Raw genomic sequence first — 14537 nt, 5'->3', positions numbered from 1 at the left:
GATCAAGACGGTTTACTGGATTTGGGGTGACGATAGTAAGAATGACTTGCAATTGCAAGGGTGCAAACGATTTGTAGGGGGATTACCGGGGGAGATGGCCCGCTCATCCTCCTAGCAGCATGCTCACCAAACGGGATTAGCTTATTCGAGCCGCCAATCTGTCCAAAGGGATGGGGCCACCTCACCTTGCCGAATTCGGGCTGAATGCCATCTTCGAGCGTATGGGTATCATGGCGTTACCCAATTTCCTGATGTTCGCATAAAGCCGTAACGACCCAAGCAAGCTCAGTTTTCTCACTGTAGAGCGGACACGAACCGCTCGAACCACGATCCCTGCATCAAGCGCACCTGCCCGTACTACGTCCGTCAATGCCAGCAATTTGTTAGCAGTAATGGCTTTGATGGACAGAAAGGTGCAGCGAACTTTCATTGCGCGAGATCATCTGCCTGCCGGGGTGTTTTCCCATTTATGCGAGGGGGCCATGTTTGTATAGGATGTAATCGACAGATTTCGTTGTGACGGCATCACCGTGCCTCGCCCTGTAATGATCGTACACCACAGAAAATCTCGAGAGGTAGTTGAGGTAACGATTGTTGGTGATGTCATTCTTAACCCACAGCCCGTTGAGAGCCTCCCCCACGGGGGTGGACCATAATGCATCTTCATTCATCAAATGGGGCGCAAAACCCCAAGCTGCATCTTCTGCAATGCGATCAATGACGATCACGGATGGAGCATGGGCTTGAGCGTATTTCGATGCAAATACGAGCAGCGAGTGCGGCACACCCTTTTTCGAAATCTTGGCCACCTGCTGGGCGCAGTCTTCCAACGCCAGCACCCCACGCGCAATAGCAACATAATCCACCGGTCTACGAGGCTCTTGTAGTCTGCGCAGATTATCGAGAATGCCATCGACGCAAACATGCTGGGCGACGAAATGCGCCGCCATCACGCGCCAGAGATTGCCGTCACCATCATCCTGTATCTCGTTACGCTGGATAGCCGCCCGCGCACGGGTTCGGTACATCTCTCCGATGATCGCGACCTTGGCGAGCGCCGACGACAGGTCGCGATGATGTGGCATGTGGTTGCAGATGGCATGAAGGGCTTCGTAAAACCCGCGATCTTCGTCTTGGTACACTTTGAAATGTCGGTCGAAGGCGCGGTTGATCGCTTCCAAACTCATATCGCTACCCACATTTGGCATTTAACTCTGGGCCGTAGAGGATGCAGCTTGCCACACCCTTGCGTGTGGCAGAAGACTGATATCTCCCCATGCGCAGGTGCGCGGCGCTGTTCATTCCAAAGCTCAAGAGGAACAAGTGAGCATCTACAAGAACGCCATCGCGTCAATCCAGATTGGCATTGAGGATTTCGGCTCCGATGATGAGCGGCGCGTGCTGTCCGCCGTGAGAAATGTCTACGCGGGCGTCCTCCTGCTCGGGAAGGAAGTGCTGCTCAAAGCGTCACCCAGTGAGATCGGTGACGTGCTGATCCGAGATCGGATCGTGCCGAAACGCAATGCAAATGGCTCGATCTCGTTTGTCGGAAAATCCGACAAGACCATTTGGAACAGTCATTCTTCCATCATCGGAATATAGTAATGACCTTCTTGAAAACTCTTTTGTTGGTCGGTATTGCATGTATAGGCACTCTTTCCGCTGGCTTGATTATAGCCCTCGTAGAGCACCTGGAAGCGACTTCGTTGGGTGGATGGGGTAACTTCCTTAATGGCATTGGTACGATTGGAATCTTTCTCGTCACTCTGGTTGGGTCGATCTTTCTGCCGTCCAGAATTGAAGAGAAGCGTCTTGATTTTGCTAGGCGAGAGCAAAACCGCAAGCTTCGGTTCGACGTGGCTCAAGATACGTTCGTGGCCTTCAACAAGGCTTACGCCAGCCTAAGGCGCATTCGATCCCCGATGAGTTCCTTCAAGATAGAAGATATAGATAAGTATAGCGGAGTTAGCGGAACGGCAAGGCTCAAGCTTGAGATCATGAAGGAGGAAGCACCAAAATGGCAGAGGCTTGATGAATTAGAGCATATATTTGAAGCCATTTTTGATGACACAAAGCCTTTTGTTGAATTTAGAATGGCAATTATCAAGGTTCACGGCTCGCTTTCGATGCTTGCGTATGAAAATGTCTCGTCAGGCCGAGATGAAGGGGAGAAAAATTTTTATCGTGAACTGCAAGCCGACATGTGGGAAGGGCGCGGCAAGCCTGACCCTATCTTGCCCGCCGTGGATGCGGCTTTTGAACGCATCAAACAAATTTGTATCCCCGAGATTCGGCAGGACGGAAACGGCACTTCGCCTCCCAATGTTGGTCCGTGATCCGCAGTCTCAAGCTCGACCGTGATCGGGATCGCCTGAGAACTTCCGCAGCGGAACTTCTCGGACCAGCCTGACCAGAGCAGCATCTCGCCCACGGACCGATAGGGGCGGGTGTCACCAAATCACTATTATATAAGGGTTTGGTGACATTACTGCGCCAGGACGCACAACGGCACCTCATGCCGCGTCCATAAAACCCCCGCGATTCCCGTTGCCCAAACCCCGCAGATTTCCGTCATCTGCGCCACACGGAATCGCGTGTCCACGAATCAGATGATTTGTGGATGGGCGGTGCGCTATCGGCATGGCATGCCGCTGGAGTAATTTTCAGTCTTCAGTGGTATCGTGCGACATCTACCGAGGGAGGTGCATTGTGAGCTTGCGGGACTGGTGGGATTTGCTCGGGTTTCGGGGCGTCTTGGCGTTGGTCGTGTTTCTGGTCCTAACCTATTTCGGGATTTCGGGATGGATTTCCGATGGTTGGACAACTGGTTTGTCTATCATCGTCGGAGCATTCAGTGCCGCCGTCGCCATCGTTGCCTATGGTCAAGCGGTGGTCCTTGATGCGGCTCTCGGTGCCGTGGCGTTCGTCCTCACCATCATCGGCTTTTCCCAATATCTCGATGATTCTCGCCAGCACACCAAAGAGAGCCTTGCCGCCTACGACAAAGCCTATGGGGCATGTGCGCGCGGAGATGCGAAAGGGTGCGATGAAGGCATGAAGCTCTTCATGTGCAAGTACATGGAGAGCAACCAAGACCTCATGCGGGCGGCGACATCCGCCCACATCAACATCAACGTGCCGAAGGAAATTTCTGGTGTCGTTGATATGAACGCTCAGCACGACATCAACATGCTGCCGCCCGCTTGCCAGTCAAAGCGATAGGGGGGGGCGAAGCGGTTTGCCATGCCCATTCATCGCATTTTCCGAACGGAACGGCAGTTGGGAGTGGCGGGAACTCGACGCCGATAACCATGAGGATGCCCTTGTCGAAGCCAAGTTCTTCTGCTACGCGCCCGTGGTGATCGCCCAAACCTGCGCCGATGCGGATGCGGTTCTCTCCGAAGCCTTGGGGTTGGCTAAATATCAGGCCGACCCCAATAGGGCGCTGCCTGATCTGCTGTGCTGCGTGCTGGGGGCGGGTGCGGGGGTTTGGTAATCAGCCCAAGCTGGTGTGGGGGTGTTTAGCCCCACGCCAGCCTGAAGTGAATGGCGTCGCCACGGTCATCAAAATAGATAGTTCCGTAATCATCGCCCGCATTGAAGCGGGAATGGTTGTAGTCAATGCCATTGGCTTTCAGCCACAAAAACGCGTCGTTCGCCCTTGAAATAGATACCTTCACATCATACACGGCAACAATATCCCTTTATCAATAAGTGAAAATGTTAGTGTATTGTACAATGCAAGCGTAATCCTGTCAAAATACCGAGCTATTTTTCCGCGCCGACTTGGCCAGACTGTTCGCAGCCGCTAAAATGATGGCTCACCTGGGAGCCAGCCCCCATGTCCAAGCGCGTCGCCTTCTATGCCCGTGTGTCCACGGATTCGCAGACCGTCGAGAACCAAGTTCGCGAACTCCATGAGGTCGCATCACGGCTCGGCTGGAACGTGATCGCCGTCATTGCCGACGAAGGTATCAGCGGTGCCAAAGGGCGTGACCAACGTCCTGGCTTCGACAAGCTCCTGAAGGGCATCGCCCGCAAGGATTTCGATCTGGTCGCCGCATGGTCGGTGGACCGTCTGGGACGGTCACTGCGCGATCTGGTGATCCTGCTAGACGACATGCGTGATCGCGGCGTGGACCTGTACCTGCATCAGCAGGGTTTGGACACCAGCACCCCGACTGGGCGCGCCATGTTCGGTATGTTGTCGGTTTTTAGCGATTTTGAGCGTTCACTGATCAGGTCCAGAGTGATCAGCGGTTTGAACCGCGTTCGTGGAACCAAACGTCTCGATCGCCCACCCACACCGCCCATCACCGTGGAGAAGGTGAAGCGCCTCTTAGCATCGGGAAGCAGCGTCCGCGCCACCGCCAAAGCGGTCGGCATCAGCACGGGCATGGTTTCCAAGATCAAGGCGCAGATGGTGGCGTAGACCGCCCACGGGTAGGGCGTAAGCTTTCAGGGCTTATGATGGTTGACAGCGTAGGGGTTTCGGCCAGAACCTTGGCGCACGGATGTCAGCGCGAGTGACAAAAACATCTTCTGCGTGCGTCCGTAAGCGACTGATTTCACGAGTGTTTGGTTGGTTGTTGGGGCAAAAGCCCCTCTTCCCAAGTTTACGACAAGGGTTCGCTTCCCTTCACCCGCTCCAACCGCTTCTCATAACGTTTTCAATACGTTAGAGAGACAACCTCTCGGGCGCTAAGCTCCCAAAACCTTAATCTCGCTCCTCCTCCCATAGACGCCTTTTTCCGATCCAAACGGAAACCCAAAATATGGGGGCAGTCATATGTTTCAGGCATGAAAATGCCGCCAACCCACACAACAGCTTGAACAACCTACCCGTCCTGTTTCCCGCTGGTTCGTCTGAACGTGGATAACGGTAAACCGTGACAAGTTTGTACTGGAACACAGCCTTCATATGGCGTTTGCAGTGCTGTATCTCCCGCAAGTTCCACCACTTTCCCCATTTTTCGACCCAATCATCATTCAGCAGGTCTACTGCCGTTGGGTTGTGAATTTCGCCCTTTTTGTTTGTGGCGATTACCCGACCATTTTCTTTTGCCTCCTCAACCATCACCCTCACATCATCAAGGGACCGATAGAGGAGTCCCTCCTCATCAACCGTCACCCACATTAGAGGGATGTTTGGAAGAACAAAATAATAGGGGGAATCATCCATCCCCTTAATGATAATTCGTTCCTGAAATTTGGCTTTTCCGCGACGCCCCTCGATCATGATCAAGAACTCATCGGCGGCGCAATCAGGATGTTTCTTAAAGATAATTTTAGTTAACGGCACCCTTTCTTGTGGAACAACATCGTTCTCAAGGCGCAGGGAATACTCAAGTAGATTCCCAATGGAGCCCCAACGGCGACCTATCTGCTTCCACTCTAGATAGCGTTCCTGCGACCAGAGAAACGTTTCAAGAAAGGCTTTCTTTTGAAGCCAGTCCCAAACAGGCTTCAAAAAGCCGCCACCGACCGCAATATCAGCCATTATCTCGACCACTTTTGGATGTGCAGTCGCGACATTACGATCCACACAGAACCGTAGTCAATAGACTGCCGATTCCGCAGTGCGATGCCGTCATTCCAACTTTCTCCCGACATCGATAGCTCGCAAGTGGGTATATCGAGCCAGCATGCGGAAATCACGATGCCCGCTCACTACCGCGACCTCAGGTATTGATAAGCCCTTCTCGAAGAGGCGGCTGATACCTTCGTGGCGCAAGTCGTGAAAATGAAGGTCACCGATGCCTGCGCGTTGGAGCGTTCGCCGCCACGCCCACTGAACCATGCGGACAGTATATGGAAACGGACGAGCTAACCCATCAGCCCCATGTTCAATCAGGATACCAGCGGCTTTACTGGTGAGAGGCACATCACGCGCGAACCCGTTTTTGGTATCAGGGAAATGCGCGATCCGACGCTCCGTATCAATACGGTGCCACAGCAGCCCAAGAATCTCGCTTTGCCGCATGGCTGTTTGAATCGCGAAATCGATCACGTCCCAGATGTAGGGCGTTTCTCCTACCAGGGCAGCTTCATGCAGCGCCTCGTATTCGCCGTCGAGTAAACGGCGATCACGACCGGGAGGTATCTTTGGCTTCCTTACTGCATCAAGGGGAATGGTGAGCAGCGGTACGTCCCAGTCGAGCCGAGCGGCTCGTAAGACAATGGCGAAGGCATTGAGGTCGTGTCGAACCTGTTGAGAGCCAACGCTTTGAAGCCTTTCATCACGGTAACGGGCAAAGGCACCCGTGGTGAGGCGGTCGAGGGTGAGCTTACAGACGGGGTGCCGCAGCAAGCGGTTCAGCCGATACCTCTCCTGATAGGCGCTCTTCTTGGTGGGCGTCACCGTGTCCCGATACCGTTCAATCAGGTCGGCAAGCGTCGTGGTCGCCAGTTCGACCACATGCGCAGGCTCGTCGGCAACATCGAGTTCAGCGTCTTTAGAGCGCGCCCAAGCAACCGCATCAGCCTTCTTGGTGAATGTGCGCGAGATCGTTTTTTGATCGGCGCGGCGAACTTGAGCCTGCCAATTTCCCGAGCGTTTTCTGATGCTTGCCAAGGTTGAATCGAGCCTCGCTGTGCCAAAACTGTGACAAAGCGGCTGATTCAGGAGGTTTTGGGAGCTTAGCGCCAGAGGGGTTGTCTCTCTAACGTATTGAAAACGTTATGAGAAGAGGTTGGAGCGGGTGAAGGGAATCGAACCCTCGTCGTAAGCTTGGGAAGCTTCTGCTCTACCATTGAGCTACACCCGCTCAGGGTGCCGGTTCAGCGCGGAGGCGATACCTCGGGGGAACCGGTGTGGCGCATGTTGCGCGAAGTGGGATGCTTATACTGAGGGGCCAGCAGCTTGGCAAGCAGTTTCTTGGCTCATCAAGGATTTTCCCCTCAGCCAGTCATTTCCCGAACAGAAACAGGGCGTTCTCCGTGGGTCAGCCGGTGGGCGATATCTTCGAGGACCGGCAGCAGGTCGGCGACGGAATCAATGATGTAGTCGGGGTTGCAGGCCTCGAACTGTACAGCGGCCTGACGGCGGCAGGACAGCAGCAGGTCAGACGACGCAGCCCGCACAGCGGCCCGGTCCAGCCCCGCCGCATTGCCCGACAGGGTCACCGCCACCGTCCACAGACCACAGGCGGCCCCCTCGGCGATGCCGCTGGCGGTGTCGTCAACCTTGACGCAGCGGTGCGGTTCGTCGATCGACAGCCGCCGCAGGACTTCGGCCAGCTGGTCGCCATGGGGACGGCCTTGCGGGGTGTCTCCGGCGCAGACCACCGCCTGCACTTCCAGCCCTTGCCGGGCGGCGGCGTCCAGTACCGACTCCATCGCGCGGCGGGAATAGCCGGTGGTCGATCCGGCCTGAATGCCCCAGCGCCGCAAATCCCGCAGCAGGGCGGCGGCTCCGTCGATCAGGTCAAGATGGTCCGGCAAGGCCGCCATCAGCGCAGGCTCCAGCGCCGCATACAATCGATCAATATCGGCACGGGTCGGAGCCTTGCCCTTGGCGGCGTACCAGCGGGCGGCCACGCCGGGCAAGCCCAGCAGCCCCTCGACATGCTCACGCTTGCCAACCCCCATCGGCAACCGCGCCTCGGCGGGAGCGACGGCGACGCCTTCGCGGGCGAACACTGCCATCAACGCCGCAACCGGGGCACAGGCCCCCTGATCAATCAGGGTTCCGGCCCAATCAAACACCACAGCCCGCACTTCGGTCAGCATGATCACGCCCCTGATACAGTCGATGCACAACGACGCCCGTCACGATGGCCAATATATCACGCCGGACGGACGGGACAGCAGATGACTTGCACAGGTCTGGCAGTCCGAACTGCCAAAGCCGGGAACCGGCACCTGCCCGCCCGCCGCGACGACCGCCGCCACCAGCGCGCATTCCCGCAATCCGGGGAATGCCCGCACCGCCAGATGGTCAGCCTGCGACGTCAACCAGTCCACATGCCAGCGCAAGGTCTTGTGCGGCGAGAGATGACGGCGACAGCGGGCGCGGATGCCACCACCGCCATAGGCACTGCCCAGATACAGATAAACCCCGGCATCCACAGCCTTCCCGCCAAACCGGGGCGGTAACAGGCACAAGGATGTCAGGGTTATCTGAACCGCATAGGCCCCCGGCAGCGGCGGCAGGTCATCCGCCACCGCCGTCCACAGGGTCTCGTCAGTCTTACGGGGCGCTGTCAGGGGCCACCATTTCGGTCGTCAGCACCCGCCGGGACAGACCGCTGACCGGGTCCACCGACGGAGCCGCTCCACAGGCCGGACAGGCGCCATCGGTGGCTTCGCGCACCGATGCCAACAGCTCGGCATCAAACGGCGGCTCGCCGACCTTTTCGCTGTGACCGCATTCCAGGCACACCAGCCGCATATGGGTGCGGTGAACCGGGCGCTGCACCTCGGGCGCTGCCGCTCCGGGCGCCGCCCGCTGCGGACGGCTGCCGGTGCCGACCACCCGCTTGTGGCTCCAGCGGGCCATCGCCTTGGCGACTTCCATCGCCGCCTGCACCTTGCTGTCCGGGGCGCCGTGGCGTTGGGCCATGAAGGCCCAGAACTCGACCACTTCCACCGCCACCGCGTCCGAGGCCACGATCACGAACACCGGCTCGTCGGGGTGGGCATGGTTCAGCACGCTGTCCGGCTCGTCCCGTTCCTGCCGGGCCGACCGCACCACCGCCTTGCCCGTTTCCTGCCCCGATTGCGTCGGCAGGCGCTTTTCGATCCACAGATCGGCCGCCCGCCGCTGCAGCTCGGCCCGCGCCAGCTTGTCGTCGGGAACGCCACGATTGCGGGCACACCACAGCCACCATTCAATGGCCGCCGTCGCCACCATGTCACGGGCACGCAGCACAAACACCGGCTCGTCCGGTTCCGCCCGGTTGATCACGCTCAGCGGGTTGACCCGCTCGTCGCGGGCAGAAATGTAGGAAATCACCGCCCGCAGGGACGATGCCGAAGCCGACAGGGAATCCGGCGCAGGGGCAGACGGGATGTGGTCAGAAGGACTGTTCACGGGAAAAAACGCTCCATTGGGGCGGTCAAGACAAGAGGAGGGGGCGGTCAAAAGAATGTCAGCAGCCAGATATACCCTGCCCCGCCAGCCATGAAAAGCCGCTCGCGCAGACGGGGGTCAAACGCCGAACAGGTCGGACATTTCCAGCACACGGTGGATGGTGACCACCGATGTTTCGGGAAACTCCAGCTCCATCGCCGGATTGTACTGCCCGACCGTCACCTTGCCGCCATGCCGCCGCAGCATGCGCTTGCAATAGGCATAAGGCTCGGCCCCCGGATGGTCGCGCAACAGCAGGATCACATGGTCCCCTGGCCGCACAGGCCGCCCCGGATGGACCAGCACCAGATCACCCGAGCAGAATTTCGGCTCCATCGAGTCCCCGGTCATATAGAGACCATAGGCCTCGGCGATCCCCATCAATGCCGGAGGCCGCCGCACATAATCAACGGTCGATGTTTCAATCTGGAACGCGCCATCACCACTGGAACAGGCGGCAATGCCGCGCACGGGCAAATCCCGCGCCATCTCCTGCCGGATTGGCAGCGACAGGGCCAGCGCAGACCCGGCATCCAGCGCGGGCTGGGACGAGACCGGCGCACTTGTCCGTTCATTGGCCCGCTCGCCGGAGGAGGGTGAAGCCCCACCGGGTACCGGAACAGGCTCGATCCCCAGAATAACTTCCACGCTGACGCCATACAGGGCTGCCAGACCGCGCAAGCGGCGCTCGTCAAGGCGCAGCTTCCCTGTTTCAAGTTTTGAAACCGCTGAATGATTACTCAATCCCAAGCGCATCGCCACTTCGGACTGAGTGAGACCGCGCTGAAGGCGGAGCATTTTCAGGTGAAGACTCATGACACTGACTGTGCCACGGTTTCCGGCACAGCGCACGTTCTATTTTGGCACATTTTTCTCTTGCAAAAGAGTCCTTCTCTCGGCAGAGTTCTTAAACATATCCCAATACAGCCATTTGGCGATGGCTCAAAAGAACAAAACAAGATCACACAAGAGGCTATCCATGCACTCCGTTCCCAAACCAGCACACCGCAAGCGGAAAAGAAAACCAACCGCGCCCGACATCCCTCCTGCCCTGCGCCGCCGCGCCGAAAGTCTGGGCCTGCATGCCCCGACGGCCAGCGACCTGACCCGCCTGCGCCTGGATCAGAGCTTTGACTCCGCCCTGATGATGCTGGCCTGGATCCATACCCCCCTCGGGCAGCGCCACCGGCGGATGATCACCCTGCCGTCGGGGGAAACCGTGCCCCTGATCACTGACGAGATGATCAATGCCGCCGAACTGTACCGCACCACCCACAGAGCCTGGCAGCACCTGAACACCATGCCCAGCCGCCACACCACCAGCAGCTGGAACGCCCTTGACCAGACGACGCATGGCCGCTCGACAACCCCCGAAGCCTCGGAAGGGCGGCAAGTTTACATCGGTCGCCTGTGGCGACAGGCCCAAAACGCCCTGTCCGCCTGTCAGGCCCCGACGCTGGTGCTGCGCTGTCTGGATGATGTGGTGCTGGACAATACCGCGTCTCCGCTGTTGCTGGATCGTCCGGTCGCCCTGCTGGCCCTGCGGCGGGGCCTTGAAGCCCTGTGTGCGATTTTCCGCACCGCTCCGCGCCCTTGCGCCCCCCGCACCAAAGGCTTTGCGCCACCGGGCGAAGACATCACCCAGGCCATCCTGCAGGCCCGCAAGGACGGACTGTCCTATGCCGACATTCAAGCCCGCCTCACCGACCAGTTCGGCGATCAGGCACCCTCCAAGACCTGGATTTATGGCTATCTGAAACGGCAGGTCCGCTTGCAGGATACGGCATAAGGCAGGGCACGGGACCATGTCCCCCCCTACCTCGCTAGATGTCGTGTACTGTGACGTCACATTTAACGCACGCTACTCTAAAGAAAAAAGCGCACGGCAGTTTCCCACCGTGCGCTTTTTCACTTCAGGTCACCGACCTGTTTACCATTCGATCTTGTCGATGTTGTCGAAGTCGATGGTGCCGTGATCGGTGTGGATGGTTCCCGACTTGCCTTCGGTATCAATCGAGCCATGGGCGCTGTCGATCACCACGCTCTGGCCGTCGATTTCCAGCGTCCAGCTGCCCGAAGCCAGCGACGAGGCCGGGCCTCCGTCGAGGTCCATGTCGATCACGTCGGTCCAGCTACCGCCCCCACCATCAACGGTTACCGAGCCGGTCACATCGCCAAAGACGAACAGATCGTTCCCGGCATCCCCATACAGATGGTCATCGCCAACCGAGCCATAGATGGTGTCGTCGCCGTCACCGCCATAGACCACATCGTTCCCGGCGCCGCCATCAAGCACATCATTCCCGGCATCACCGGTAATGGTGTCGTTGCCGTCGCCACCATCCACGGTGTCATCGCCAGCACCTGCATAGACGGTATCATTACCGCTGCCTGCGCTGATGGTGTCGTTGCCATCATCGCCGGTGATCAGGTCGTTGCCCTCACCGCCATAGACGGTATCGTTGCCGGTCCCGGCATAGATGGTGTCGTTGCCGTCACCACCATCAAGCAGGTCGTTCCCGGCATCGCCGGTGATCACATCATGACCACTGCCACCCCAGACAGTATCGTCTCCGGCACCGGCGTAAATGGCGTCATTGCCAGCCCCGCCATCCAGCCGGTCATTACCGGCCTCGCCGGTCATCACGTCATTGCCATCCAACCCCGAGAAGGTGTCATTGGCTGACGTTCCCCACAGGCCATCGGCCGAGTGGGTGCCAGTGCCGTTATCGCCCAGGCCATCCAGCGGCATGTCGCCCAGATGCAGTCCGACCGGGGTTGCAGTGCCCGAGGCATTTTCAGCGTTGTTATGGTCGCCGGAATTGCCCGGAGCGTCCTGGTCTCCGTTGCCGAAGCCATTGTTGCCATGGCTGCTGTCATCGGTGGTCGGGGCTTCGGTGGTGACGTCGCCACTCTCGACCCCGGCACCAATCAGTGTGGTGGTGGCCGTATCGCCGCCATTGCTTTCGGTCGACGTGACCGAGGTCGTCACCGACGACAGATCCAGTTCGGTCGCACTGGTCACCGTCAGCGCCACTTCTTCGCCCGAGGTCACGGTAATGGTATAGCTGCCGTCGTCGTTGGCGACCAACAGTTCACCATTCAGGTAAACCGAGGCCCCCACCGGCATGTTGTCCACCGTCACCGCCGACAGCGATTCCGAGCCGTCGGTATCGGTCAAGGTTGCCGTCACCGACATCGTATAGCTGTAGGTCGAGGTCACAACCGTCTCGGTCGTGGTGGTGGTGGTCGTCGTCGTTGTGGTAAAGGCGCTGCTGTCGCCCTTTACCACCCCGTCCGAGCACTTGATGTTTTCAAAGCCGCTGACCTTGCTTTGAATGCCATTCACGTTGTTGTTCCAGTCGGCAACCGTATAACCCGACAAGACCAGACTATCGGTGCCGGTGCCGCCGATCAGGGTGCCGTTGACGGTGCCGCCAACCTGCAGATAGTCATCGCCATCGCCCATGTTGATGGTGCCATTGGCGGTTCCTCCGACGAACACCACATCATTGCCGCCGCCGGCGAGGATGTTGTTGTTCACCGTTCCCTGCACCGACAGCCAGTCGTTGCCGGTCCCGAGATCGAGAGTACCGTTGGCCGTCCCGTGGATCAGGATGGTGTCATCACCGGCCCCGGCGGTCAGACCGTTGTTGACGTTGCCGCCGACTTCCAGCTGATCGTTCCCGGCCCCCAGATCGATGGTCCCCGAGGCATTGCCCTTGATCTCGACCTGATCATTGCCATCCCCTGCTGAAATCCCGTTGTTGAGGGAATTCCCGACATAGAAACGGTCGTTGCCGTCGCCCAGGCTGATGGTGCCGTTGGCATTGCCAACGATCATCACCGTGTCGTCCCCGGTTCCGGCGGTCAGGCCATTGTTGGTCGACCCACCGATATAGATGGTGTCATCGCCTTCCCTCAGGTTCACCAGCGTATCGGCATTCCCGCTGAGATAAACCCGGTCATTGCCGCTGGTGTAGGTATTGGTCGCCGACGACACCGGATTGGTCATATCGGCAATGCCGCTCCATTCCGACGCCGAATGCGCCGCCGTGGTGGTGGTGGTAATCGAGGTGACCGTTTCCTGATGGACCTGCGTGGTGACTTCGGCGGCGCTAAAATCGACCTCCAGCCCGGGTGCCTGTGCCTGATCGTCAATCACCGGCGCCTCGGTGACGGTCGGAGCCTCGGTGGTGGTTTCACCGGCATTCTCGCCCGACGCAACCACCGTGGTGGTGGCCGTGTCACCGCCATTGCTTTCGGTCGAGGTCACCGAGGTGGTGACATTTGACAGATCCAGCGCCGTCGCGCCGGTGATCGTCAACGACACGGCTTCGCCCGAGGTGACAGGGATCGTATAGGTGCCGTCTTCGTTGGCCACCAGCAGCTCGCCATCCAGATAGACAGACGCGCCAGCCGGGATGTTCTCGATCGTCACGTCCGACAGCGTTTCCGAACCATCGGTATCGGTCAACGCTGCTGTCACCTCCATTGCATAACTGTAGGTGCTGGTGGTGATGGTTTCCGTGGTGGTGGTGGTCGTCGTTTCGGTGGTGGTGGTGGTCGCAGCACTGCTGTCCCCCAGCACCGTTCCGTTCGAGAGAATAATGTTCTCGAACCCGCTGACCTTGCTCTGGATGCCGTTAACGTTGTTGTTCCAGTCAGCAACCGTATAGCCGGACAGCACCAGGGTATCGGTGCCACTACCGCCGATCAGGGTGCCGTTCACCGTCCCCTTGATTTCCAGGTAGTCATCCCCGTCGCCCATGTCGATCGTGCCGTTGGCAGTTCCCCCGACGAACACCACATCATTGCCGCTGCCGGCGAGAATGTTGTTGTTCACCGTTCCCTGCACCGACAGCCAGTCGTTGCCGGTCCCGAGATCGAGAGTACCGTTGGCCGTCCCGTGGATCAGGATGGTGTCATCACCGGCCCCGGCAGTCAGGCCGTTGTTGACGTTGCCGCCGACCTCCAGTTGATCATTCCCGGCCCCCAGATCAATGGTCCCCGAGGCATTGCCCTTGATCTCGACCTGATCGTTGCCATCTCCTGCCGAAATCCCGTTGTTGAGGGAATTCCCGACATAGAAACGGTCGTTGCCATCGCCCAGACTGATGGTGCCGTTGGCATTGCCAACGATCATCACCGTGTCATCACCGGCTCCGGCATTCAGGCCGTTGTTGGTTGATCCACCGATATAGATGGCATCGTCACCATCCTTCAGGCTGACCAGAGTATCGGTGTTACCACTGACATAAACCTGATCATTCCCGGTAGTATAGGTATTGGTCGCCGACGTCACCGGGTTGGTCATGTCGGTGATCCCGGCCCAATCCGACGTCGAATGAGCCGCTGAAATGATGGTGGTGGTGGTGGTTGAGGTCACGGTTTCTTCGTAGACCGCCGTGGTCACCACTGCCGCCCCAATGCTGACACTCAAAGCCGGAGCCTGTGCCTGATC

The 14537-nt window shown here is 58.6% G+C and carries 15 protein-coding genes and 1 tRNA gene; 6 read left to right on the top strand and 10 right to left on the bottom strand.

From position 1 onward, the window contains the following. Positions 1 to 467: 467 nt before the first annotated feature. Positions 468 to 1187, bottom strand: a complete 720-nt coding sequence (locus BW995_RS16760) for a hypothetical protein (RefSeq protein ID WP_076401545.1) — start codon at positions 1185 to 1187, stop codon at positions 468 to 470. A gap of 136 nt (positions 1188 to 1323) precedes the next feature. Between BW995_RS16760 and BW995_RS16755 the strand changes: the two genes are divergently transcribed. From BW995_RS16755 to BW995_RS16740, 4 genes are all read left to right on the top strand, one after another. Further along, on the top strand, positions 1324 to 1602 hold the full coding sequence (locus BW995_RS16755; protein ID WP_076401544.1) for a hypothetical protein: 279 nt from the start codon (positions 1324 to 1326) through the stop codon (positions 1600 to 1602). Between the two features lie 2 nt (positions 1603 to 1604). Next, on the top strand, positions 1605 to 2336 hold the full coding sequence (locus tag BW995_RS16750; protein WP_076401543.1) for a hypothetical protein: 732 nt from the start codon (positions 1605 to 1607) through the stop codon (positions 2334 to 2336). Between the two features lie 373 nt (positions 2337 to 2709). After that, the gene (locus BW995_RS16745; protein ID WP_076401542.1) at positions 2710 to 3222 is read left to right on the top strand and encodes a hypothetical protein; all 513 of its coding nucleotides are present in this window, start codon (positions 2710 to 2712) and stop codon (positions 3220 to 3222) included. Positions 3223 to 3238: 16 nt separating this feature from the next. Beyond that, positions 3239 to 3496 (top strand): hypothetical protein, encoded by a 258-nt coding sequence (locus BW995_RS16740; RefSeq protein ID WP_076401541.1) that lies wholly within the window; start codon positions 3239 to 3241, stop codon positions 3494 to 3496. Between the two features lie 25 nt (positions 3497 to 3521). On the opposite strand, the gene BW995_RS20840 is transcribed toward BW995_RS16740, so the two are convergent. Then, on the bottom strand, positions 3522 to 3689 hold the full coding sequence (locus tag BW995_RS20840) for a hypothetical protein (protein ID WP_175617109.1): 168 nt from the start codon (positions 3687 to 3689) through the stop codon (positions 3522 to 3524). Between the two features lie 152 nt (positions 3690 to 3841). On the opposite strand from BW995_RS20840, the gene BW995_RS16735 reads away from it, so the two are divergent. After that, positions 3842 to 4432, top strand: coding sequence for a recombinase family protein (locus BW995_RS16735; RefSeq protein WP_076401540.1), 591 nt, complete (start codon positions 3842 to 3844; stop codon positions 4430 to 4432). Positions 4433 to 4717: 285 nt separating this feature from the next. Here the strand turns inward: BW995_RS16735 and BW995_RS16730 are convergent, their stop codons facing one another. The 7 genes from BW995_RS16730 to BW995_RS16700 form a co-directional block, all read right to left on the bottom strand. Continuing rightward, a complete protein-coding gene (locus BW995_RS16730; RefSeq protein ID WP_076401539.1) occupies positions 4718 to 5500 on the bottom strand; it encodes a hypothetical protein in 783 nt (260 codons plus the stop codon). Positions 5501 to 5590: 90 nt separating this feature from the next. Beyond that, complete coding sequence (locus BW995_RS16725) at positions 5591 to 6574, bottom strand: site-specific integrase (RefSeq protein ID WP_076401538.1); 984 nt, start codon at positions 6572 to 6574, stop codon at positions 5591 to 5593. A 119-nt stretch (positions 6575 to 6693) separates the two neighbouring features. After that, a tRNA-Gly gene (locus BW995_RS16720) sits at positions 6694 to 6767 on the bottom strand. 133 nt (positions 6768 to 6900) lie between these two features. Then, positions 6901 to 7731 (bottom strand): phosphonoacetaldehyde hydrolase, encoded by an 831-nt coding sequence (phnX, locus tag BW995_RS16715; protein WP_076401537.1) that lies wholly within the window; start codon positions 7729 to 7731, stop codon positions 6901 to 6903. Between the two features lie 39 nt (positions 7732 to 7770). Next, a complete protein-coding gene (locus tag BW995_RS16710) occupies positions 7771 to 8166 on the bottom strand; it encodes a GIY-YIG nuclease family protein (RefSeq protein WP_245821512.1) in 396 nt (131 codons plus the stop codon). 25 nt (positions 8167 to 8191) lie between these two features. Then, a complete protein-coding gene (locus tag BW995_RS16705; protein WP_245821511.1) occupies positions 8192 to 9034 on the bottom strand; it encodes a hypothetical protein in 843 nt (280 codons plus the stop codon). Between the two features lie 117 nt (positions 9035 to 9151). After that, positions 9152 to 9871 carry an XRE family transcriptional regulator gene (locus BW995_RS16700; protein ID WP_175617108.1) on the bottom strand — a complete coding sequence of 240 codons (720 nt, stop codon included), beginning with the start codon at positions 9869 to 9871 and terminating at the stop codon, positions 9152 to 9154. 181 nt (positions 9872 to 10052) lie between these two features. On the opposite strand from BW995_RS16700, the gene BW995_RS16695 reads away from it, so the two are divergent. Next, positions 10053 to 10862, top strand: a complete 810-nt coding sequence (locus tag BW995_RS16695; RefSeq protein WP_076401534.1) for a hypothetical protein — start codon at positions 10053 to 10055, stop codon at positions 10860 to 10862. A 141-nt stretch (positions 10863 to 11003) separates the two neighbouring features. Here BW995_RS16695 and BW995_RS16690 read toward each other — a convergent pair whose 3' ends face one another. After that, positions 11004 to 14516 carry a beta strand repeat-containing protein gene (locus tag BW995_RS16690; protein ID WP_139332974.1) on the bottom strand — a complete coding sequence of 1171 codons (3513 nt, stop codon included), beginning with the start codon at positions 14514 to 14516 and terminating at the stop codon, positions 11004 to 11006. Between the last annotated feature and the right edge of the window lie 21 nt (positions 14517 to 14537).

This window comes from Insolitispirillum peregrinum, from assembly GCF_900156605.1.
Lineage (GTDB): Bacteria > Pseudomonadota > Alphaproteobacteria > Rhodospirillales > Rhodospirillaceae > Insolitispirillum > Insolitispirillum peregrinum.
The sequence above is the reverse complement of the archived record's forward strand: the minus strand, read 5'-3'. Positions and strand labels throughout refer to the sequence as shown.

Bases quoted from the DNA above. Each gene is read 5' to 3' on its own strand.
- BW995_RS16735 (WP_076401540.1), top strand. From the start codon at position 3,842: ATGTCCAAGCGCGTCGCCTTCTATGCCCGTGTGTCCACGGATTCGCAG.
- BW995_RS16750 (WP_076401543.1), top strand. From the start codon at position 1,605: ATGACCTTCTTGAAAACTCTTTTGTTGGTCGGTATTGCATGTATAGGC.
- BW995_RS16695 (WP_076401534.1), top strand. From the start codon at position 10,053: ATGCACTCCGTTCCCAAACCAGCACACCGCAAGCGGAAAAGAAAACCA.
- phnX (WP_076401537.1), bottom strand. From the start codon at position 7,731: ATGCTGACCGAAGTGCGGGCTGTGGTGTTTGATTGGGCCGGAACCCTG.
- BW995_RS16760 (WP_076401545.1), bottom strand. From the start codon at position 1,187: ATGAGTTTGGAAGCGATCAACCGCGCCTTCGACCGACATTTCAAAGTG.
- BW995_RS16700 (WP_175617108.1), bottom strand. From the start codon at position 9,871: ATGCTCCGCCTTCAGCGCGGTCTCACTCAGTCCGAAGTGGCGATGCGC.
- BW995_RS16730 (WP_076401539.1), bottom strand. From the start codon at position 5,500: ATGGCTGATATTGCGGTCGGTGGCGGCTTTTTGAAGCCTGTTTGGGAC.